The 21,414-nt window shown below is 57.7% G+C and carries 19 protein-coding genes; 3 read left to right on the forward strand and 16 right to left on the reverse strand.

The features are described 5' to 3' along the window. Positions 1 to 8: 8 nt before the first annotated feature. The 3 genes from hisS to tpx all read right to left on the reverse strand — a co-directional run bounded on the left by hisS (position 9) and on the right by tpx (position 2,521). A complete protein-coding gene (gene hisS, locus MHK00_RS04265; protein WP_250410615.1) occupies positions 9 to 1,298 on the reverse strand; it encodes a histidine--tRNA ligase in 1,290 nt (429 codons plus the stop codon). A 5-nt stretch (positions 1,299 to 1,303) separates the two neighbouring features. Next, on the reverse strand, positions 1,304 to 1,939 hold the full coding sequence (locus MHK00_RS04270; RefSeq protein WP_005328505.1) for an MBL fold metallo-hydrolase: 636 nt from the start codon (positions 1,937 to 1,939) through the stop codon (positions 1,304 to 1,306). 84 nt (positions 1,940 to 2,023) lie between these two features. Beyond that, positions 2,024 to 2,521, reverse strand: a complete 498-nt coding sequence (tpx, locus tag MHK00_RS04275) for a thiol peroxidase (RefSeq protein WP_250410617.1) — start codon at positions 2,519 to 2,521, stop codon at positions 2,024 to 2,026. A 142-nt stretch (positions 2,522 to 2,663) separates the two neighbouring features. Here tpx and MHK00_RS04280 point away from each other — a divergent pair, with 142 nt between their 5' ends. Further along, on the forward strand, positions 2,664 to 3,524 hold the full coding sequence (locus MHK00_RS04280) for a peptidylprolyl isomerase (protein WP_250410619.1): 861 nt from the start codon (positions 2,664 to 2,666) through the stop codon (positions 3,522 to 3,524). A 358-nt stretch (positions 3,525 to 3,882) separates the two neighbouring features. After that, a complete protein-coding gene (locus tag MHK00_RS04285; protein WP_250410621.1) occupies positions 3,883 to 4,170 on the forward strand; it encodes a hypothetical protein in 288 nt (95 codons plus the stop codon). A gap of 130 nt (positions 4,171 to 4,300) precedes the next feature. Here the strand turns inward: MHK00_RS04285 and MHK00_RS04290 are convergent, their stop codons facing one another. From MHK00_RS04290 to MHK00_RS04350, 13 genes are all read right to left on the reverse strand, one after another. Then, positions 4,301 to 4,873, reverse strand: a complete 573-nt coding sequence (locus tag MHK00_RS04290) for a DUF421 domain-containing protein (RefSeq protein WP_179386574.1) — start codon at positions 4,871 to 4,873, stop codon at positions 4,301 to 4,303. A 97-nt stretch (positions 4,874 to 4,970) separates the two neighbouring features. Then, positions 4,971 to 7,043 carry a bifunctional metallophosphatase/5'-nucleotidase gene (locus tag MHK00_RS04295; protein WP_239282310.1) on the reverse strand — a complete coding sequence of 691 codons (2,073 nt, stop codon included), beginning with the start codon at positions 7,041 to 7,043 and terminating at the stop codon, positions 4,971 to 4,973. A gap of 205 nt (positions 7,044 to 7,248) precedes the next feature. Continuing rightward, the gene (locus tag MHK00_RS04300) at positions 7,249 to 9,537 is read right to left on the reverse strand and encodes a RelA/SpoT family protein (protein WP_250410623.1); all 2,289 of its coding nucleotides are present in this window, start codon (positions 9,535 to 9,537) and stop codon (positions 7,249 to 7,251) included. A gap of 86 nt (positions 9,538 to 9,623) precedes the next feature. Next, positions 9,624 to 10,169, reverse strand: coding sequence for an adenine phosphoribosyltransferase (locus MHK00_RS04305; protein WP_005324978.1), 546 nt, complete (start codon positions 10,167 to 10,169; stop codon positions 9,624 to 9,626). Between the two features lie 53 nt (positions 10,170 to 10,222). Continuing rightward, complete coding sequence (locus MHK00_RS04310; protein WP_250410625.1) at positions 10,223 to 11,707, reverse strand: ABC transporter substrate-binding protein; 1,485 nt, start codon at positions 11,705 to 11,707, stop codon at positions 10,223 to 10,225. Positions 11,708 to 11,943: 236 nt separating this feature from the next. After that, positions 11,944 to 13,104 (reverse strand): protein translocase subunit SecF, encoded by a 1,161-nt coding sequence (gene secF / locus MHK00_RS04315; protein WP_250410627.1) that lies wholly within the window; start codon positions 13,102 to 13,104, stop codon positions 11,944 to 11,946. A 2-nt stretch (positions 13,105 to 13,106) separates the two neighbouring features. After that, positions 13,107 to 14,999, reverse strand: coding sequence for a protein translocase subunit SecD (gene secD / locus MHK00_RS04320; protein ID WP_250410628.1), 1,893 nt, complete (start codon positions 14,997 to 14,999; stop codon positions 13,107 to 13,109). Between the two features lie 238 nt (positions 15,000 to 15,237). Beyond that, complete coding sequence (gene yajC, locus MHK00_RS04325) at positions 15,238 to 15,597, reverse strand: preprotein translocase subunit YajC (RefSeq protein ID WP_200435680.1); 360 nt, start codon at positions 15,595 to 15,597, stop codon at positions 15,238 to 15,240. 73 nt (positions 15,598 to 15,670) lie between these two features. Next, positions 15,671 to 16,750 carry a Holliday junction branch migration DNA helicase RuvB gene (gene ruvB, locus MHK00_RS04330; RefSeq protein WP_250410630.1) on the reverse strand — a complete coding sequence of 360 codons (1,080 nt, stop codon included), beginning with the start codon at positions 16,748 to 16,750 and terminating at the stop codon, positions 15,671 to 15,673. Positions 16,751 to 16,772: 22 nt separating this feature from the next. Continuing rightward, a complete protein-coding gene (ruvA, locus tag MHK00_RS04335) occupies positions 16,773 to 17,390 on the reverse strand; it encodes a Holliday junction branch migration protein RuvA (protein ID WP_250410631.1) in 618 nt (205 codons plus the stop codon). Positions 17,391 to 17,424: 34 nt separating this feature from the next. Then, positions 17,425 to 17,991 (reverse strand): crossover junction endodeoxyribonuclease RuvC, encoded by a 567-nt coding sequence (ruvC, locus tag MHK00_RS04340; RefSeq protein ID WP_040425252.1) that lies wholly within the window; start codon positions 17,989 to 17,991, stop codon positions 17,425 to 17,427. A gap of 178 nt (positions 17,992 to 18,169) precedes the next feature. Then, positions 18,170 to 18,925 carry a YebC/PmpR family DNA-binding transcriptional regulator gene (locus tag MHK00_RS04345; RefSeq protein WP_150851185.1) on the reverse strand — a complete coding sequence of 252 codons (756 nt, stop codon included), beginning with the start codon at positions 18,923 to 18,925 and terminating at the stop codon, positions 18,170 to 18,172. A 93-nt stretch (positions 18,926 to 19,018) separates the two neighbouring features. Then, entirely contained in the window at positions 19,019 to 19,891 is an 873-nt protein-coding gene (locus tag MHK00_RS04350) for an acyl-CoA thioesterase (RefSeq protein WP_250410633.1), read from the reverse strand. A gap of 183 nt (positions 19,892 to 20,074) precedes the next feature. On the opposite strand from MHK00_RS04350, the gene MHK00_RS04355 reads away from it, so the two are divergent. Continuing rightward, positions 20,075 to 21,412, forward strand: coding sequence for a DUF2029 domain-containing protein (locus tag MHK00_RS04355; protein WP_250410634.1), 1,338 nt, complete (start codon positions 20,075 to 20,077; stop codon positions 21,410 to 21,412). The last annotated feature ends 2 nt before the right edge of the window (positions 21,413 to 21,414 follow it).

Here is a 21,414-nt window from a genome sequence, read left to right on the forward strand (position 1 = left end):
AAAGAAATCTATGCCTCGGCGTTCATTTCCCGAGCAAGTACGGATACTAGGTCAGAAACCTTTACGTCGTGCTGCTCATGGGCGGCAAGGTCCTTGAGCGCAACCGTGCCATTTTCTAGCTCCTGCTCACCCAAGACCAGCGCGAAGCGTGCACCGGCGCGGTCGGCGCCCTTCATCGCGCCCTTCAGGCCACGGTCTCCGAAGGACATATCCGCAGAGATTCCGGCCTTGCGGAGGTCGTTGATCAGGGTGGTCATCGTGCGCTTGGCGGCAGTACCCAGTGCAACGCCAAAGACGTCCACGCGGGACTCCACGCCATCGAGGGTGATGCCCTCAGCCTCCAGCGCCAGCAGGGCGCGGTCGACACCTAGACCGTAGCCGATACCAGATAGGTCTTGACCGCCTAGTTGGGCCATCAGCCCGTCGTAGCGGCCACCGCCACCGATGCCGGACTGAGCACCAAGTCCGTCATGGACAAACTCGAAGCAGGTCTTGGTGTAGTAGTCCAAGCCGCGGACCATACGGGGATTAATCTCGTAGGCTACGCCCATATCGTCCAGCATGCCGGTAACGGTTTCGAAGTGCTCGCGGCATTCGTCATTGAGGTGGTCGAGCATCAAGGGGGCGTCGGCAAGCTGCTCCTGGACTTCCGGGCGCTTGTCATCCAGCACGCGCAAAGGATTGATCTCTGCACGGTGGCGGGTCTCTTCATCCAAGTCGAGCTTAAAGAGGAATTCCTGCAGCTTCTCGCGGTAAGCCGGGCGGCAATTGCGATCGCCCAAGCTGGTGAGCTCGAGGCGGAAGCCGCTAAGCCCCAGCGCTCGGAAGGAACGGTCTGCCAAAGCGATGACCTCGGCGTCAAGCGCAGGGTCGTCCACGCCAATAGCTTCTACACCGACTTGCTGTAGCTGGCGGTAGCGGCCAGCCTGGGGGCGCTCATAGCGGAAGAACGGACCAAAATAGTTGAGCTTCACGGGCAGCTGGCCGCGGTCTAGGTTGTGCTCGATGACCGAGCGCATCACGCCAGCGGTGCCCTCCGGGCGCAAAGTAACGGAGCGGTCGCCGCGATCGGCAAAGGTGTACATCTCCTTAGACACCACGTCGGTGGACTCGCCCACGCCACGGGCGAAAAGCGCGGTGTCTTCGAAAATGGGCAGCTCAATGTGCTGGAAGCCGGACAGATGTGCCTGCTCCACCATGGTCTGGCGCACCTTATAGAATGCGGCCGACTGCGGTGGGAAATAGTCTGGGACACCTTTAGGAGCGGACAGGGCTTGGAACTGCTTCTTTTTACTCACGGGTATTACAGTACCTCCCTCAATGTTGCGAAGAAGGGATTGGTCGCCCTCTCCTTGCGCATCGTGGTGGTGGGACCGTGACCGGGCAGAATGTCAAGGTTATCGGGCAGACTCCACACTGGGCCGGCAAGAGATTTTTGCATGGCATTGGGGTCCGAGTGAGGTAAGTCGGTGCGTCCAATGGCCCCGGCGAAGAGCACGTCCCCTGTTAAAGCAAAGTCCTCGGAGACAATCATCACGCATCCCGGCGAATGCCCGGGCGCGTGTTTGAGAGCAAAGGTATGACCGATAAGCTCCAGGGTTTCGCCATCGCGTAGCTCGCGGAGGTCGGAGATGGGGGTCATATGGGCGGCGTCGAAAAGCTCTTGCGCCTGGGGCGAAACACCTTCACCGCTGTCAAGCATGAACTTGTCAGCCGGGTGGATATAAACAGGGATGTCGAGCTCTTCTGCCAAAGATCCGGCATCCCGAGTGTGGTCAATATGGCCGTGGGTGAGCACGATAGCCTCATAGTCCAAGTCATGCTCGAGGACTTTTTCCATCGCATCCATGCCCGGGTCCACTATGAAGGCGCGGCGGCCTTCCGCAATCACATAGGTATTGGTCTGAAACGGACCGGCAGTAAAACCGTAGATTTCCATACCCACCACCCTAGCTGCCCAGAGAATAAAGAGCCGCCCGGCCCCGTCTTCGTAGATGAATCGCGACCAGCAACGCTGTGCGGCCTAGCTCAAAATATTCCACACCTTGTCATAGTCAAGCTGAGTGACAACACCTGGAACCATTTGTGTGTGCATCACCCGGTGATTTTCATCGGCCACGACCACGGAGCGAGCAAGGAGGCCTTCCAATACGGAATCGCGAACGGTCACGCCGAATTTCTCTCCAAAGTCAGATCGAAATGCGGAGGCGGCGATGACATCAGCAATGCCTTCCGCAGCGCAAAAACGCTTGAGGGTAAAAGGCAAGTCACGAGAAACGCACAGAAGCTTAGTGTTATCTAGCTGCGCAACCTGCTCATGGAAACGGCGCAGTTGCTCCTGGCAGGCAGGGGTTTCGATAGAGGGAAAGATGGAGATAATAAGGCGCGTGCCCGCGAAAGTCTCATTGTTAATCTGACTCAGGTCCGTACCGATGAGTTCGAATTCGGGCAGCGGGCTTCCCACTGCGGGAAGTTCACCAACGGTGGGTGTTGGCGGGTCGATAAAATCTGGTTCACCCATAGAAACCAGAGTACTTATGACTTGGCTCAATAGCCATTGACTAGCCCGATTTACGTGCCCACGCTTTATTCGAAGTATGGAACCGCTAAACTCGGTCAGGTTGAATCATGCCACCGAAAATCGCTAGAAAGGTTGACTCCCGGTGCCAAATAATAAAAAGCGCGGCGAAGAGGCGCTGAGCAAGCTCGAGCGCGAGCTAAAATCCCGCGAACGCAAGCAAAAGACACGCCCGCTGGGCGTTGTCTTCGCGTCCCTCGTAGTAATCCTCGCCTTGGTAGGCGGCATTTACTACTTGTCCACCCGCGAAGGCGACGATGAGAAGGTACAGGCTGAGGAGTCCTCCGCAGCTGAGACCTCGCAGGAAACCCCACAGGCACAGCCCATCGCAGATAAGCGCGCAAAGGCCCTGCCGGATACCGTGACCTGTAAATACGAGGACACTGGTCAAGATTCCAACGGTGCTAAGAAGCCGGATGGAAAGGATATTTCCACCAAGGGCACCGTTACCGTTTCCTTTGAGACTTCTCAGGGCACTATTGAGATGGAGATGGATCGTGCCAAGGCGCCGTGTGCCACCAACGCAATTTCTGAGTTGGCAAAGTCTGGCTACTACGACAACACCGTTTGCCACCGTATGACCTCAGGTGGGCTCAACGTGCTGCAGTGCGGCGACCCAACCGGTTCCGGTTCCGGCGGACCTGGCTTCAGCTTTGGCGATGAGTACCCCACCGACGAGGTCGAAGAGAAGGACGCACAGAACCCCGTTGTCTACCCGCGCGGTTCCGTCGCCATGGCCAACAGCGGCCCAGACACCAATGGTTCCCAGTTCTTCCTCAACTACGACGATTCTGAACTGGCCCCGAGCTACACCTACTTCGCCACCATCACCGACAAGGGCATGAAGACGATGGATAAGATTGCCAAGAACGGCGTCGAAGGTGGCCAGCCGGATGGCAAGCCGGCAAAGGAAGTCAAGATTAAGAAGGCAACCGTCAAGGCTTAAGCGACAGAAAAAGCCCTGCTTGGCGACGCCTCCCTTTAACCCCACCGGACCACACCCCCCTAACGGGGGCGGGATTAAGCCCCGGCCATTCACCACACATTCCGTGGATGAATGCGCCGGGGCCTATCCTTTCCTTAAAATAGGCTGAGCCCGATTATGAGGGTTAAGCTGCAGAAACAGGAGAACACTAAAATTCCTCCAGATCACAAGAATCACAGTAGTAAACACGCAGCACACAGCTGACTTTCAGCTAGTTCAGCCAATGAGCAAAAACCTGCCAATACTGTTGCGGAAGCCTGACAGCCTGTCTAGTATTTGAAACGTCTTTGAACACACCAAGCTTGTTAGGAATCAAAAAATGAAGCTTTTCTCCCGCAAGGCACTCGTTGCTGGCGCAACCGCTCTGTCCATGACCTTTGCTGGCACCACTGTAGCTACCGCTGCTGAGCCGACCACCCAGTCCACCGCTGCTAAGCCGACCACCACCAAGGCTTCTGAGCCGGCCGAGGAGGGTTCCTCCCTCAAGGACGCTGATCCTAAGGAGATCAAGGCTTGGATCGGCGTTGTCACCGCTGTTATCGGCGCTCTGGGCACCCTGTTCGCATTCGCAAACAAGTACCTCGACCTGCCTTTCGGCAACAAGTAAGGTCACCGCTTCATAGCGATTCTTAAGCCGCTGCTTCCCTTAGTGGAATGCAGCGGCTTTTTCGTGCGCTCTTGGGTAAAGGGAGCCTACAGATGGCCTTTGCACTTCTGGCCAAGCTGTCAGGTGCGTCCTAAGAGTCTTTAGCGTCTTCGATGTATTCGGACCCCACGAGGTCTTTAAAAAGCTCCGGGTCGATGGTTTGACCGACCTTGATGACGGAGATGTGGCCCGTAGGCTCCAGGATCATTATCTGCACGTCTTCCATGCGGCTAATGCCGGCTCTACGAGCCGCCGAGTAGATATCCGATTCTGTAATGTGAGCCAGCGTCAGGTTATCTTCAACCATCTCACCGCTAAAGACTAAAAGGATGGGACGACGGTCCAGAAAGCGCGTCCACTTCACTACCTTGCGTATGGTACCGAAGGCAGCTTCGAGCGCCATCAGCGTGGTCAAGCCGATGACGCCGGCGGCAAGGGTCGGTGGATTGCCCACGATGACACGGCCCGCGACCGCGCCAAACATAATAATGATGATGGCATCTGAGGCCGTCATGGACGTAAGTACGCGAGAGCCAAATACCTTCACCAAAACCATGAAGGATAGGTAGATACCCAAAGTCGCTAGCACGACAACGGGAATACGGTGCCATTCAATACCCAGCTGATAAGTAATCTCGCGCAGGAAGAGTTCTAGAGTGTCCACGACTGCTTAGGTTACCCGGCAGCCGCTAGACATACAGAAAAGGCGGAGCGCCACTCCCCCGTTCAGGAAGAGCCGCTCCGCCTAGTGCTGTGCTGTCCTAGATGTGGAACTGCTTGCGCAGGTCCTCAATCATCTTGCGCGCTGGAGCAGGAAGAATCTGCGGGTTCATGCCCACAACCGCAACGCCAGCTACCAACGCTGCAACGATGGCGAATACTGCGCCACCCACGGAAGAGCCGTTGGAGGAGAAGGAAGAGCCCTTTGGCGCAGGCTTAGCTCCCGGCTTTTCGGAGCCCTCGCCGCTTACCTCGATAGGCAAAGTTGCCTTGGTGCCTGCGTCAGTGGTGATTTCGAGGTTCTGCTTGCCGCTCAGGTTCTCTGGAATGGTGAGCTTTACCGTTGCGCGACCGCGCTCACCAAATTGCGCATCGCCTTCCTGTGCGGCGTTGTCGATGTCTACGGTCTGCTCAGCGTCGCCCAGCTTCACGGTTGCCTTCTTCGCCATCGGCTCACCGTCGGTGGAGTAATTGAGGCTGGACAGGTTCACCGTGATTTCCTCACCCGGCTTCACGTCTCCCTCAATGTGTGCACCGATCTGGCCCTGGCCCGTGCGGACCTCCGATTCACCCGACTTGATGTAGTCGATCATGGCCTGAGTGTCCATGTAGCCCACATCGTTCTTGTCCTTGATGGAACCAGCGTTGAAGTAGCCGTCACCGCCTGCTTCTTCATCACTGGAAGCAAGGAAGGAAGACAGCGCAATGGAGTAATCCTTCTTCGGATCAATTGGCTCGCCATTGATAGTCACGGACTTTACGCGCTCGCCCTTGCCAGCCTTCTGGTCGTAGACCACCTGGACGTTATTGGAAATCCCCATGGCAAGGCGTGGAATGCTTCCCTCCTGCCACTGGTTTTCCAATGCCTTGATGAAATCTTCACCAGAAATCTTGGCGGTAATCACGGAGTTGCCAAAAGGCTGTACTTCAAAGATGTCCTTGTAGGTAACATCTCCGCCCTTTAGGTCGGCACGTACACCGCCGGCGTTCATAACACCGATTTCGATATCCTTGCCTACCTGCTCGCTCATGGCATAGCGTTGGCCTTCTGCGATGAAGTTATTGAGAGTGGATTCTACGCCATGGTTGGAACCAGCCTCTGCGCCTTCGTCAGAGCCACGGAACAGGTCTTGCTTCACATTGCCAGCTGTCTTAGAACCTTCAACCTCGGCTTCCTTCTGTGCCTTCTCAACGAGGTCCGCAATCTCGGCGTCCGGATCAACATCGGCAGCATCCGTAGCATCGTACTGGCTGAGTTTGATGTCGGTTACCTTCTTGGCGGACTTGTCAAAGGTGATGTCGACGTCGTTAAGCAGCTTGCCATACTCATGGCCCTCTGCCCACTGCAATGGAAGGGCACCTTCGCGGGGAATTTCGCCCTTGGTGCGCTGGTGAGTATCGCCGCCGAAGAGCACGTCTACGTCTTTATTGAAGCCCTCGGCATAGTCTTGGGCATCCTCGTGGAAGAGCGCGACGACGACGTCCGCCTCGCCAGATTCCTTCAGGCGGGTGGCCTCTTCATTCGTTGCCTTTACTGGGTCTGTGAAGGTAACGCCCGGGATCTTCGCCGCGGATACCTTGTACTTGGTATTTTCCGTCACGGTTCCGACATAACCCACTTTGACGCCGTCCACGTCTTCAACGTGAGAAGGCTCGAGCAAGGGTTGACCATCCTTAAGCACGTTTGCGCCCAGGATGGGGTACGTAGAGTTCGGCTGAATGCGCTCGGTGAGATCCTCGGTGCCCTTATCGAACTCGTGGTTACCCACTGCTGACACCTTCATGCCCATCTTGTTAAGGGCCTCGAGGGTGTACTTGTCATCAGAAATTGCAGATACGAAGGCGGAGCCACCCACGTTATCGCCCGAAGAAGTCAGGTTGAATTCCTGACCCTCATTTACCTGTTTAATGAGGGTCTGCAGGCGAGCTACGCCGATCTCATCGCCGGCCTTTGCTGGGTCACCAATCTTGTCCTCCAAGTGACCGTGAATATCGGTGATATTGGTGACGGAGATGGTGGTCTTGTTTTCCTGTGCCACCGCCTGCGCGCCGGAGAGAGCAACAGCGGAAACGGTAGTGGCGGCCACAAGCTGGCCGATGCGACGGAACTGCATTGAAGTACTCCTAGATAGTAGAAAGCGACAGGATAATTTATATCGCTTCATGATTTATATCGCTTCGCTAACTACTTGGCAGGAGAAATTAAGCCCGCTTGCTGGAGCTTTACCTTGCAGCAGCCAAGAATTCACACACAAGTAACCTCCCCGATGCCTTCGCGTTGCTTGCCCCGCCCCTCCTTGAGGGTAAGGAGAAAGCGCGCTAAGCAGTTACTCGGTAGACGTCGAAGACGCCTTCGGTATTGCGCAGTGTGGTCATCAGGGTTCCCAATTGCTTGGTGTCCGAAACGGAGAATGTGAACCTTACCGTCGCGATATGGTCATCGCCGCGATTCGAGTTCATGGTCAAAACGTTGATGTTCTGATCGCTCATTACCCGAGTGAGCTCCGAAAGGAGGCCCTGACGGTCGAGGGCTTCCAATTGCAGCGTCGCCGAGAAAGCGCCCGTTGCAGAGGTACCAGAAGACCAGGCCACCTCCAACATGCGCTCTGGTTCTGCCTTGAGCTTTTCCGCGTTTGTGCAATCGGCTCGGTGCACGGAGACTCCCCCGCCGCGGGTAACGAAGCCGAAAATGGCATCGCCCGGCACGGGCTGGCAGCACTTGGCGAGCTTTGCCATCACATCGGGGCTACCTTCCACCAAGATGCCTGTGCCCGATGCCGAGTCTTCGGTGTGTTGGGCACGGGAGTGCTCAATTTCAGACAGTGGCGTGCGCGAGGCCAGGGTGTCGATGGCATCATCTTGGTCGCCAAACATGGCAACCAATTGGTTGGCAACGTGTTGAGCAGATACGTGGCCCGCGCCGATGGCGGTGTACAGCGAATCGACATCGGTATAGTGCAGCTGTTCCGCTACCTGCTTCATGGAGCTGGCAGTAAACAGGCGGTGCATAGGCAGGCCACCGCGCTGGACTTCGGTCGCCAGGGCATCGCGGCCTGCTTCCAAGTGTTCTTCGCGGCGTTCCTTGGCAAACCACTGCCGCACCTTTGTCTTAGCTCGCGCAGACACAAGGAAGTCTTGCCAATCGCGGGACGGACCGGCGTTGGGATCCTTGGAGGTAAAGATTTCCACCTTGTCGCCGGACTTTAGCTTCGATTCGAGCGCGACGAGCTTGCCATTGACCTTGGCACCGATACACCTGTGCCCCACCTCAGTATGTACTGCGTAGGCAAAGTCCACCGGTGTAGAACCGGCAGGCAGGTTCACCACATCGCCCTTCGGGGTAAAGGCGAAGATTTGCTTGGCGGTCAGGTCGTAGCGCAGCGAGTCGAGGAACTCATTGGGATCGGCGGCTTCCTTCTGCCAGTCCAGAAGTTGGCGCATCCACGCCATCTGGTCCACTTCTTCCTGGTGACCCGAGTTCTTGCCCTTGGTTTCTTTGTAGCGCCAGTGAGCAGCCACACCGAATTCGGCGTTGTAGTGCATCTCGTGGGTACGTACCTGGACTTCCAAGGTAGCGCCGCCATTTGCCAGCACCGTGGTATGCAGGGACTGATACACGCCGAATCGCGGCGAGGAAATATAGTCCTTGAAGCGCCCCGGCAATGCCTGGTAGATCGAGTGCACCACACCGATAGCGGCATAACAGCTATTGACGTCCTCGACCAAAATGCGGATTCCTACAAGGTCGAAGATCTCCGCGAAGTCACGGCCGCGCACGATCATCTTTTGATAAATGGACCAGTAATGCTTTGGGCGGCCCATAACCTCGGCTTCAATGCCGTTTTCCTTCAGCGCCCCGCTGACCTGGCTAATGATCTCCTTCAGCGCGCGGTCGCGCGAGGGGGCGCGATCTGCCACCATCCGTACGATTTCGTCGTACTTCTTCGGATACAAGATGGCAAAGGACAGATCTTCCAGCTCCCACTTCACGCTGGCCATGCCGAGTCGGTGAGCTAGCGGCGCGATAACCTCTAGGGTCTGCCGCGCCTTCTTAGCCTGTTTTTCGGGCGGAAGGAACCGCATCGTACGCATATTGTGCAGGCGGTCGCTGACCTTAATGACCAGGACTCGGGGGTCGGTGGCCATGGCGACGATCATCTTACGAATGGTCTCAGCCTCTGCGGCCGAACCCAGCGCCACCTTGTCCAGCTTGGTCACGCCATCGACCAAGCGAGCCACCTCCGGACCGAAATCTCGGGTGAGGTCCTCTAGCGAGTAGTCCGTATCCTCCACGGTGTCGTGCAGCAGTGCTGCGACGATGGTGGTGGTGTCCATACCGATCTCCGCCGCGATCGTCGCCACGGCGAGCGGGTGGGTGATATACGGTTCTCCGGATTTGCGAAAGACACCCTCATGGAGTCGCTCCGCGGTGTCATAGGCGCGATTGAGCAAATCAGCATCGGCCTTGGGATGAAACTTGCGGTGAATGGACATCAACGGGTCCAGCACCGGATTCACCTTCACTCGGCCGCCGGTAAGCGAACGAGCTAGACGCGCCGACATACTGCGCATTCCGCCGCCGGACTGGCGCTTTACGGGTTTGTCCATGGCCAAATCTACCGCCCTTCACAGTGCCACGGGCCTTGTGGCCTCATGTCCAACTAAATCGTGCGATCTAGCTTAGACATCCCATCTTAGTCTGTGGCATTCAGCACAATGAGCGGCGGGCCGGATAAACGCTCACGCCCGTTGAGCCCCTTGACTTCCAGCACCACCACATTGCCAGCGACTTCGGCACCTGCGGACTCAAGCAAAAGCTTGGCACCGTGGAGGGTGCCACCGGTGGCCAAGACGTCGTCGACAAGCACTACGCGCTTGCCCTTGATGTCAACGCCGCTGGCTGGAATTTCCAGCGCTGCAGAGCCGTACTCCAGCTCGTATTCCTCTGTATATACCGGTGGGGGAAGCTTGCCCTTCTTGCGGATGGCCAAGATGCCTAGGCCCATCTTGTAGGCGACGGCCGAGCCGAGGAGGAATCCGCGGGCATCCAGGCCGCCGATCATATCCGCGCCCAATTCCTCGCAGGCGGCCGCCAAGCCGTCCACTACGGTGCGAAATGCCTCTGGATCCGCCAAGACTGGGGTGAGGTCCTCAAAGAGGATGCCCTCCTCCGGGAAGTCTTGAACGAGGCGAACCTTATCCTTGAGTGCCTGTGCTGCTGATTCGTAGTGCGAACTCATAGTCTTCCTTGAGAAATAATTGCGAGAGGTTTTGAACGCCCGATATTCGGGGCCTATTCCGTGTCCGTTGGGGCGGTGCTGTGCCAGCGATCCATATTCCAACCGATGCCCGAGACGCCAGTGTACGGCAGGACGCCTTCCACGTCGCGGCGGACGAGGAAGACGCGCGGCTGCGCGGAGAGAGGAATGGATGGTACATCCTTCCACAGAGCCTCTTCTGTCTTCTTCAGCTCCGCAGAGTTCTTCATGCTCGACTCCACAGTGGAATACTCCGTCTGGGGATCGACTGGGCCGAGGAAGGCATCGACGGTAGGCGCCCAGGTTTCCGGATCCATTTCCAAGTGGTGCTGGGACATGAACTCCGCAGACGCGTCCTCGATGGTGATACCAGCCGGCTCACAGGATGCACGGAGTTGTTCCACCATGGCGGCGTAGCGTTTGTCTGACCCCAAATAGCCGACCTTGATGGTCGTACCGTTGAGGTCACCGGCCTTAGCCAAATCCGTGCCTTGGTGTTCCTTGCCCACCTTGTCTAGACCGCCGGCGACTGGGTTGGTCGCGGAGACGGTACGCAAGTAAGCCGGTGGCACCTCCACACCGGAGGCCGCTGAGCTTGCTTGCGCAACCGCCTGCTGATCGACGCAGGCCGCGAAGCTCTCGCGCGCCCACGGCTCCGCGAATACTCCAGCTTCAGATAGCGTGAGCGTATCCGTTAGCTCGCCGACCATTGGAGTGACCTCGTAGGGGGACTCCCCTGCCTCATCCTTTGTGCTGTCCAGCCAGTCAGGGTTTTCGCTTGCGGCATCGACTACGCGCAACGCGCCTTTATCTGCGAGCTTCTGTGCATCAGCCTCCGAAGGCCAGACCACAACATGATCTTCCGCTGGGGCGTCTCCAAAGTACTTTTCGTTTGCCTTGAGAATAACCTCCCCCTCGTCACCTACCTTGTCAATGACATAGGGCCCAAAGGAAACCTGCAGCTCGGGATCTAGTTGATCCTTGGCCACGGAAAAGCCATAGCGCCATTCCTTAGCAACCGGCGCAAGCGCCTGCATGTCTTCTACTGTCAGGGCGGCGTTGAGTTCCTCAATGCTCAACTCGGACTTCTTGGCCAGCGCATGGGCCGGCATGACCGTGCCGGCGCCAAACATGTGGCGCCAGCGCTGCCCCTGATCCCTGTTAAAAGTCAGGGTGAACGTTCTGCTTTGGGGCTCACAGCTAAAATCCGCGATGTCATTCATCAACGGCATATGGGAGGCAAATTCAGCTGGATGAGTACCGGCCACATACGTCAACAAGTAGTCATCACAGGTGACGGGAGCGCCATCAGAAAAGACGGCATCCTCCTCCAAAGTGAGCTGAACGCTGCGCTGGTCGCTGCCGGCAACGGGCGGAAGCTCTTCAGTTTCAACCAGATCCGCATTAGGAATTAATTCGCCAGAGGGGCCGGGCACGAAAAGGCCCGGATAAAGCCGCGTAGACAGCAGTCCGGCGGAGGTAGCATCACCAAAAGACGTGCCAGCATTTGTGGTGGCCAAGCGGGAATTTACCTGGTAGCCAAAGTATCCATAGGATTCTGGCTCCTGGGGAGCACTAGACGAGTCCTCTTCGCCGCCCTGCCCGCTACAGGCAGAAGCAGCTAGAGCTAGAGCTGAAACGCACGAGGCAATGGCCTTCCTTCCCCAGTGACGATTTCTAGAACTGCTCTTTGATTTAAGCACCGTAATTTGCCCTCACTTCAGCTACCGCTTCGCCAAAATTTTACTACCGCAAGCTACCGGCCCGGGCGCCAGGTTGCGCCAGGTTGCCCAGTGGACTCGGACGGATCGTCTTCGATCTCAGCCGGGGTGGACTTTGCGCTCACTGGTGAGACCACGGTGCGACCGGAGGATGCTGCCCCAGATTCTGCCGCGGCATTCTCGTCCTTGCCAGCACGGTAGTCCATGACCCGCTTGTTGTGGCGCTTGATCTTCTTGGACATGTTGGCGAAGGTCACGACCAGCGGCGTAGCAAAGAAGATGGAGGAGAAAATGCCCTCGACCACGCCGATGAGCTGGATGAGTGCCAGATCGCGGAGGGTACCGATACCCATGAGCCACACGGCGACCACGAAGAGCGCGATGATAGGCAGCGCGGAGATTACCGAGGTAGAAATCGAGCGCATGACGGTCTGGTTAATAGCCAAGTTTGTCAGCTCAGCAAAGGTCTTCTTGCGCTGGCCCTCGAGGCCTTCCGTGTTCTCGTTGATCTTGTCAAAGACGATGACCGAGTCATACATGGAGAAGGTCAGGACGGTAAGCAGACCAATAATGACGGCCGGGGAAACTTCGAAGCCAAAGAGGGCGTAAATACCGGCGATGATCACGCCGTCTGCAATCAGCGCGATAATCGCGGCAAAAGCCATGTTCTTCTGCAAGCGAATGGCCACGTAGACGGTCGCGGCTACTAGGAAGACCAGCATGGCAATGAGCATGCGCTGGGTAATAGAAGAACCCCAGGATTCGGATACCGTGGACGAGCCGATGGCATCCGGCGTGGCCTTGCCGTTTTCATCCTTCGGCTGGAAGTTGTCATAGATAGCCGCGCGGGCCGCATTCACGTCCTCTTGGCTCAGGCGCTCAGAAACGATTTCCAAGGTCTCAGAATCGCCAGCGCCCACGATGTGAACCTGCTCGGGTTCTACACCGGTGGTGTCTTCGAAGACCTGGCTTACCTCGTCTTCCTTGAGGTCGCCTGCCGGCATCGACAACGTGGTGCCGCCTTCGAAGTCAATCGAGAGCGAGAAACCACGAATGAGGATCGCGGCCACTGCGGCCACGATCAACGCGGCGGTGATGCCGTACCACAGCTTGGTGCGACCGATGAAGTCATAACCGCGCTCGTCCTCGTAGAGGCGGTCCATCCGGGAAATCTTGTGCTTAGTCGAAACAGCCATGCTTATTTCTCCTCATCTTCCGCAGCATCTACGGGACGTGCGGTTCCTGCGGCAGAACCTTCTGCCGTTTCCTTGGTGGCTGGCTCCTTTGCACTCACGGATTCAGCAGCGTTCGCTTGACGACGTCCCGATCCGAAGTAGCCGCGCTCACGGCGCTCTTCCACCAGTGCGTAGATACCGCCGAGGCCATTCATCGAAGGTTTAGCGGCAGCCGGACGGCGGCCGACCATCTGCATCAGTGGCGCCATGACCAGGAAGGATACGACCAGGTCGAAGACCGTGGTCAGGCCCATGGTAAAGGCGAAGCCCTTCACCTCACCGATGGCGAGGAAGTAGACCACAACAGAGCCAATCAGGGTCACCGCGTTACCGGTCACAATGGTGGCACGAGCGCGCTCCCACGCCTTTTGCGTAGCGGAGCGGAAGGTGCGTCCCTCGAGGAGCTCGTCCTTGATGCGTTCGTAGTAGACCACGAAGGAGTCAGCAGTTGCGCCCACACCGATGACCAGACCCGCGACACCGGAAAGGTCCAGCGAGTAGCCGATCCAGCGGCCCAGCAGAACCAGGGAGCCATAGGTCAGTACGCCAGAGGCAATGAGGAAGATGAGGGATACGCCGGCCAGCGCGCGGAAGTAGTACAGCGAGTAGGCCATCACGAGTACCAGGCCAACAAGGCCTGCAATGAGGCCGGCCTGCAGAGCGGCCTTACCCAGTGTTGGCGGGATGGACTCTACGGTGCCACCCGGCTCGCCATTTTCACCGGCGAAGGACAACGGCAGTGCGCCATACTTCAGGTTATTAGCCAGGTTTTGTGCCTCTTCCTGGCTAAAGTCACCAGTAATGGAGGTAGCAGAACCGACTGGAGTTGCTCCCTGAATGACCGGTGCGGAAATAACGCCAGAGTCAAGGGTGATGGCTACCTGGTCCTTGAGGTGTTCCTGCGTCAGGTCTGCCCAGGTCTGAGAACCGTTCGGGCCATCACCGGTCTTGAAGGAGAAGTTGATTTCCATCTGGCCGGACTGACCGTTCAGGCCGCCTTCGATCGGAGAATTGGTATCGATCTCGTTACCGGTGAGGCGGGTTCCGTTTTCGTCCTTGATGCCATTGAGAAGCGGTGCTGGCTCCAAAACGTACGGGTTGCCGTTGGAGTAGTCACAAGTAACAAATGGCTTGGCAGGATCATCGGCGCCGGCCAGTGGATCGGTGCTGCCCTGGCAAGTCATCAGCGCGGAGGCTGCAGCCTGGGTGGTCGGGTCCTCGGACTGACGATCCTTCAGCAGCATCTCCGTGACTTCATCACGGCGCTTAGTCTGCTCGATGGAGTTGCTTGGCTCCTCAAGCGGCTTGGCGCTGACCTTAGGAGCCTTCTGTTTCTTTGGCTCCTTGCCAGTCATCTGCGCTTCTTGCTGAGCGATGGCCTGGGTCATCTGCTCCATCTGCTTATTGGCCTCGTCTGCGCTCAGTACGTCGTACTTCACCCAGCGATTGGCCATATCTTCCAGCACCTTATTGAGCTTTTCCATATCCGGCATGGAGGGCTTAGCCACCGGACGGAAGAACAGCTGCGAGGTCTGGCCCACGGCCTGTGCCTGGGAGGCGTCTTCACCTGGCACGGTAATGACCAGGGTATTGCCGTTGATGACAACCTCAGAACCGGAAACACCCATGCCGTTAACACGCTGTTCCAAAATGTTGCGTGCTTGCTTGAGTTGGTCTTGGGTGGGTTCCTCGCCTTGCGGCGCCAGCGTTACGCGGGTACCGCCCTGCAAGTCGATGCCAAGCTTTGGGGTGCTTTGACGGCTACCAGTTAAAAAGATAAGCGCATAGATAACAACCACAATGAGAACGAAGAGCGCGATCGCGCGCTTCGGCCATTGGCGTTTGCTATTTTTCATAGCGCCACGGGATTTTGCGGACAACGATAATCTCCTGTGCTGCTTATAACAGGGTGTTTAAACATTAAATACGGCCCCGCCATACGGCGCAGGCACGTCAACAACGCACAATCGTACGTCATCAGGCTGAGTTTTCCTTAACGAGGGCCGGAAAAGGCCCAAAGTGTGACGGGGTCTACGCTCCGCGAAGGTCCCACCTACCTAGCAAACGTTAAGGAAACTCTTAGGAAATGGCGGGCTATTTCTTCTCCTGGCCGTCAAACGGAGGATATTTCTCATCTGGCAGGTCATCTGCCGCATCATTCTTCTCTTCCCCAGCAGCGGGACGAGACAGGTTATTGGCCTCTTGTTCGGTGCGAATCACGGCCATCTTGTCAAAAGTAACCACCACGCCAGGCGCGATTTCTAAATCCACATCCTTGTCGCTGGTGCTGCGCACCACGCCGTGCACGCCGCCCGCCGTAACGATGGCGTCGCCCGGCTGCAGGGAATTCTGGAGGGCCTGCATCTCATTTTGGCGCTGGCGCTGCTTTCGCATGGCCATAAACGAGGGAACGACGAAGAGGATGCCAATAATGATGAGAATGATGATTTCCATAGCACCCTAGTGTGCCAGACGGCGGTGCACACAGGAACCCCAGGGTGCGTCGCCAAGCAGGCTAGCCCTTGAATTAAAACAGCCCGGCCGCGCCCTCCGGCGGGGTAAGCCCCAGGTGTCGCCATGCTGCAGCGGTAGCTACACGGCCGCGTCCAGTGCGCGCAACCATCCCGGCACGCACCAGGTAAGGCTCACACACCTCCTCGACCGTCGAGGGCTCCTCGCCCACTGCGATGGCCAGCGTGCTCACGCCAACCGGTCCACCGCCGTGCCCCTTAATCAAGGCATTGAGCACCGCCCGGTCGAGGCGGTCAAGTCCCATGTCATCTACGTCAAAGACTCCGAGCGCTCCCTGGGCCGCGCTGAGATCAATCAGGCCGGTGCCATTGACCTCGGCATAGTCACGCACGCGGCGCAGCAAACGGTTAGCAATACGCGGGGTTCCGCGCGACCGAGAGCCAATTTCTACCGCCGCATCGTGGTCAATTTCCACGTCCAAGATGTGGGCGGCGCGCTTGATCACCTGGGTGAGATCGGCCGTGTCGTAGTACTCCATCTGCGCGGTGAAACCGAAGCGGTCGCGCAATGGGCCCGTGAGCATGCCGGCACGCGTGGTCGCGCCAACCAAGGTAAAAGGCGGAATCTCTAGCGGAATAGAAGTAGCACCAGGCCCCTTGCCCACAATGACGTCAATGCGGAAGTCCTCCATTGCCATGTACAGCATTTCTTCTGCTGGCCGGGCAATACGGTGGATCTCATCGATGAACAAGACATCGCCTTCCATCAGGTTAGAAAGCATTGCGGCCAAATCACCGGCGCGCTCCAAAGCCGGCCCGGAAGTCATACGCAGCGAGGTGCCCAGCTCCTGGGAAATAATCATCGCCATAGTGGTCTTGCCCAGGCCCGGCGGCCCCGAAAGCAAGACGTGGTCGGGCGTTACCCCACGGTTCTTAGCGCCTTTGAGCACAAGGGAGAGCTGCTCGCGCACCTTGGGTTGGCCGATAAACTCCTCGAGCGACTTGGGACGCAAGGAGCGTTCAATATCATGCTCCTCGGAGTGTGCGGTGGCATCCACATCGCTATTGCGCTGGGTGGCGTGCGCCGCGTCGACGCCCTCAGGGAGATTGAACTCGGTGCGCTCAATATCGGACATGATTCTTCAGCCTTCCTGCCGGTTATTTCTTCTTGCCCAGCTGCGCCAGCGCTGCACGCAAGAGAGTGGACGTATCGGCATCGGGATTGTCCGCGTAGGCGGATTCCACCACGGGGCGCGCTCCCTTATCGGTAAACCCAAGGCCAATGAGTGCCTCAGTCACGCTGTCTATCACGGCACCACCGTTCGGCGCGACGGCAGTATCAACGGAGCCTGCGGCGGCGGGCTCGCTTGGCGCAAAGGCCGCTACCTTATCTTTCAGCTCCAGCGCCAAGCGTTGGGCCATACGCTTGCCGACGCCCGGGATAGACTGCAGCGCCTTCACATCTTCCGCGCCAATTGCCGCAGCAAGCTCCCCTGCCCCCATTACCGACAGCGCCGCCAAGGCAAGTTTAGGCCCTAGGCCGGACACGGATTGCAGCACGTGGAACATCTCGCGGTCTTCATCAGCGCTAAAGCCATAGAGAGTCAAAGAATCTTCCTTGACCACCAAGTTAGTAAGAACCGTGGCTTGTTCTCCGCGGCGCAAGGTGCCCAGCGTTTTTGGGGTAGCTAAAAACTTGTACCCCACACCTGCACAGTCGATAACCCCATGGTCGAGTCCAATATGGATTACCTCTCCACGCAGTGCAGCAATCATTGGCTTCCTATCCTTCCACTCTCAGTAAAATTCCCTAGCGCTTCTTGCCTTGCCCGCGCACGCCGCTGGTCTTAGCTCCAAGCCCGAGGCCGGTATGGTCCATCCGCACAATGGCCGGGGCACGCCAGCAGTGGCACACTGCCAACGCAAGGGCATCGGCGGCGTCGGCGGGCTTGGGCGGTTCAGTCAACCCCAGAATACGGGTAATCATGGTGGTCATCTGCTTCTTATCTGCGCGCCCGTTTCCAGAGATGGCCTTTTTCACCTCGGACGGGGTGTACATGTAGACCGGAATATCGCGTTCGGCGGCAGCTAGCACCAGCACACCAACTACATGGGCCGTTTGCATGACTGTGGACACCTGACCGCGTTCGAAGACGCGCTCGATCGCAACCACATCTGGCGAATAGTCATCCATCCACTCTTTCGCCGCCACCGAAAGGCGCAGGAGGCGCTCCGTCAAATCCTTATCGCTAGGGGTGCGCACCACGCCGACAGAAACGGGAAGGATTGCTCGGCCACGACCAGCCTGAACCACGGAAAGTCCGCAGCGCGTCAAGCCTGGGTCAATGCCCATCACGCGCATTCCTTCTAGGTTCATCTCTCCCCCATTGTCATGTCGGCATCACTGTGCACCGCCTACTGCCCCATTATGGACTACACACAGGTGTTCTACAAGCGTAGCATCCAACTGTCGCATAACGAAGCGCCGGCAACGTCTCCTGGGCTATACCCACGGAGCGCTACCGGCGCTAAGAGCCGTCCTTGCGGCGAGGTGGTTAGTCCTCGTTCAGCTCAGCTAGAACCTCATCGGAGAGATCCATATTGGTGTAGACGTTTTGCACATCGTCGGAGTCTTCCAAGGCGTCGATGAGGCGGAAAATCTTCTTGGCGTCATTGGCCTCCAGCGGTACCTCGACAGATGCACGGAAGTCATTGTCGGAGTCATCGACCTGAATATCGGCGTCCTTGAGCGCGTCCTTGACTGCCTGCACGTCCGTCGGCGCGCAAACAATCTCAAACTTCTCGCCCTGGTCCTTGACCTCTTCCGCGCCTGCTTCCAGCACGGCCATCAAGACGTCATCCTCCGTCAGCTCGCCCTTTTCTACCAAGACGTAGCCGGTACGGGTGAACATGTAGGCCACAGAGCCGGACTCACCCAGGTTGCCGCCGTTCTTGGACATCGCAGTGCGCACGTCGGTCGCCGCACGGTTGCGGTTATCCGTAAGGCACTCAATGAGCATGGCTACGCCGTTGGGGCCGTAGCCCTCGTACATGATGGTTTCCCAATCGGCGCCGCCGGCCTCTTCACCGGAACCGCGCTTGCGAGCACGCTCAATGTTGTCATTGGGGACGGAGGCCTTCTTGGCCTTCTTGATCATGTCATCAAGGGTTGGGTTAGCCGCTGGGTCACCACCGCCGGTACGAGCCGCCACTTCGATGTTCTTGATCAGCTTGGCAAATTCCTTGCCACGCTTGGCATCGTTGGCAGCCTTCTTATGCTTGGTAGTTGCCCATTTCGAGTGGCCTGACATGTAGTCCCTTTCTAATCGGGTGCTGAAACTGGTGGCAATTATACGTGTGCTGCACGAATGCGTGAAAGCGACCCCCTTATAAGCGGGACGTTCTTATACGTTGTGCCAATTGCCATGGGCAGAGCCGCTGCCCAAATTTTCATCTAAGTAACGTGTAAGCCCCTCTTGATTCACCAACGCCACCAATTCACCATGCTCGGTAAAAATCTTGCCACGCGCAACCGCCGTCGCATTCGACGCCGTGGGTGATACCTGCTCATATAGCAACCACTCATCCACGCGGAATGGGCGCAGGAACCATATCGCATGATCAAGGCTGGCCAATTGCACTTTCTCTCCCTGATGCGGAATCAGGGCCGAGCGAATCAGCGTCATATCAGACATAAAGGTCAGCGCCGCACAATGGAAGGAAGAATCCGCAGGCAGTCTGCCAGTATTGCGGAACCAAATATGCCGATAGCCTGCACCGGTGCGCTCTGCAGCCACCGGATCGCGTCCTTCTTCTGGCACGAGGCGAATATCCCACTCCTCCCACTCTTTGAGGATGATCCGGGTGGAATACGGGGCACCACCGCCCATCCGAGCTACCTCATCGGGCCATGGCACCTTCGGCGCGGCGTCCTGATGCTGCGGGCCACAGTCGCCGTCGCGGTGAAAACTAGCCATGAGGGTAAACAGGAGCACGTCACCCTGGTAGACGCGTACCTGCCGGTTGGCGAATGATTTCCCCTCCCGAATGCGTTCGACCCGGATTTCAATTGGCCGGCTCACATCGCCAGGGCCTACAAAGTAACCATGCAGGGAGTGGATGTCTTTGCCAGACACAGTGCGCTGGGCTGCGGCCACTGCTTGCGCAGCAATCTGCCCGCCAAAGGTACGCTCAATCCGCGACTCCACAGCAGGGCCTGTAAAGACATCGGCCGTTTTCGTTTCCTCGACAGCCAAGACCTCGCGAATGGATGGCATCTGCACGCTCCCTATGCTCTACGTCACTTCTGCCAGCGTTTGCTGACCACACTACTCACCGGACGAGCCGACAGTTGGTTTTTCCAATTCGTCCCCCCACTTCTGGGCGCAAAAGTAGAGGAATTTTCTAGAAGAAACTATGTCCGCTACCGAAGTAAGCGCGCATTGAATAAAGTCTTTCGAGTGAAACGCATCGCTTCTGTTCCAGCAGTATGGATTGGGTGGGTCATCGCCCGCCTGGTCCTTATTTACCTACTCAAGATTGACCACAATCCCAGGGGCGATGTCGCATACTATTTTGCCGGACTCTTTGGCGACGACCCGACGATGATGACCGAATACCCTCACTCGGGCACCTGGCCCACGGTGGTCTTGGGCTGGCTGACCGGTGAGAATATCACCGCATTCTATATCGGCTTCACCATCATGACCCTGCTAGTGGACGCCGCCTTTTTAGCCCTCCTTCTGCGTCACCACGCGACTCAACCGCGCAGTTTCCAGGCCGCCTGGTTCTGGGTCCTCTTTGGCACCGCAGCTGGCCACACCTTTGTGTGGCGTCTCGATATATTCCCCGCCCTAGCCGTGGCCGGGGCAGCTGCCCTTCTAGCTACCCGCCCGCTCATCGCCTCGGCGGTACTGGGTTTTGCCACCACGATGAAGCTATGGCCAGGAGTCCTCGCTGCCGGCCTGGTGGGCCGCTTCAACAGATCCGCAACCTGGCAGCGCCTACTCGCGTTTTTCTGCACCATCGTCGCAGTCTGCACCGTCACGATTGCTGCCTCTGGTACCGAGCGCCTGCTTTCACCGCTGAACTATCAGGGCGTGCGCGGTCTCCAGTTGGAGTCCATCCCGGCGACGTTCCTGCTGCTGCAGGCACATCGCACTCCAGGGCGCTGGCACCTGGGCTACGCCCCGTCCAAGAGCTTTGAGATTTCCGGGCCTGGCGTAGATACCGCAATGACGTGGAGCACTATTGCCACCATTGCCATGCTCGTCTTCGCAGTGGGCTGGGCGCTGTACCGGCTGTGCACCGGCGGATGGACCACCCGCACAACCATGGCGTTTTTTACCGTTACGGTCCTGCTTCTTATCGCGACGAATAAGGTTTTCTCCCCGCAATACATCGTCTGGCTGGGCCCCTTGCTTGCCGTGGTGATCCGCCAGCGCCTTCCGCAAGAATTCGCCCCCTTGCGGATATTCCAAGCCTTGTTAGCGTCCTGCACCATTATCGCCGCCGTGCTGGGCACCTTGGTCTACCCATTCAACTATGACTACATCTGGAACCACGTGGGCGAGAACATGTTCGCCGTCTACCTATTGGTAGCCCGCAATATCCTTATCGTCGTCATGGCCATCATCGGACTTGTCTGGTTTGCAGTCGAGGTGGCTCTGGCTTCGAAGATCGAGCAGGCGCAGATGCAGCAGCAAGCGCCTAACGCCCCGGAGGAAGACCCGGCCGCCAGCACCGAGGCGAAGCCGGTATTCCGCCGCCGACGCGGCCGGCACGCACTTGCGTCCTGAAA

Source organism: Corynebacterium tuberculostearicum (assembly GCF_022347385.1).
Classification (GTDB): Bacteria; Actinomycetota; Actinomycetes; order Mycobacteriales; family Mycobacteriaceae; genus Corynebacterium; species Corynebacterium tuberculostearicum_M.

Excerpts from the sequence above, each read along its gene's own strand:
- MHK00_RS04350 (WP_250410633.1), bottom strand. The coding sequence starts at position 19,891 with ATGCCATCCATTCGCGAGGTCTTGGCTGTCGAGGAAACGAAAACGGCC.
- tpx (WP_250410617.1), bottom strand. The coding sequence starts at position 2,521 with ATGGGTGAACCAGATTTTATCGACCCGCCAACACCCACCGTTGGTGAA.
- ruvA (WP_250410631.1), bottom strand. The coding sequence starts at position 17,390 with ATGATTGCTGCACTGCGTGGAGAGGTAATCCATATTGGACTCGACCAT.
- secF (WP_250410627.1), bottom strand. The coding sequence starts at position 13,104 with ATGGCTGTTTCGACTAAGCACAAGATTTCCCGGATGGACCGCCTCTAC.
- ruvC (WP_040425252.1), bottom strand. The coding sequence starts at position 17,991 with ATGAACCTAGAAGGAATGCGCGTGATGGGCATTGACCCAGGCTTGACG.
- MHK00_RS04305 (WP_005324978.1), bottom strand. The coding sequence starts at position 10,169 with ATGAGTTCGCACTACGAATCAGCAGCACAGGCACTCAAGGATAAGGTT.
- MHK00_RS04270 (WP_005328505.1), bottom strand. The coding sequence starts at position 1,939 with ATGGAAATCTACGGTTTTACTGCCGGTCCGTTTCAGACCAATACCTAT.
- MHK00_RS04300 (WP_250410623.1), bottom strand. The coding sequence starts at position 9,537 with ATGGACAAACCCGTAAAGCGCCAGTCCGGCGGCGGAATGCGCAGTATG.
- MHK00_RS04295 (WP_239282310.1), bottom strand. The coding sequence starts at position 7,043 with ATGCAGTTCCGTCGCATCGGCCAGCTTGTGGCCGCCACTACCGTTTCC.
- MHK00_RS04345 (WP_150851185.1), bottom strand. The coding sequence starts at position 18,925 with ATGTCAGGCCACTCGAAATGGGCAACTACCAAGCATAAGAAGGCTGCC.
- secD (WP_250410628.1), bottom strand. The coding sequence starts at position 14,999 with ATGAAAAATAGCAAACGCCAATGGCCGAAGCGCGCGATCGCGCTCTTC.
- MHK00_RS04285 (WP_250410621.1), top strand. The coding sequence starts at position 3,883 with ATGAAGCTTTTCTCCCGCAAGGCACTCGTTGCTGGCGCAACCGCTCTG.
- yajC (WP_200435680.1), bottom strand. The coding sequence starts at position 15,597 with ATGGAAATCATCATTCTCATCATTATTGGCATCCTCTTCGTCGTTCCC.
- ruvB (WP_250410630.1), bottom strand. The coding sequence starts at position 16,750 with ATGTCCGATATTGAGCGCACCGAGTTCAATCTCCCTGAGGGCGTCGAC.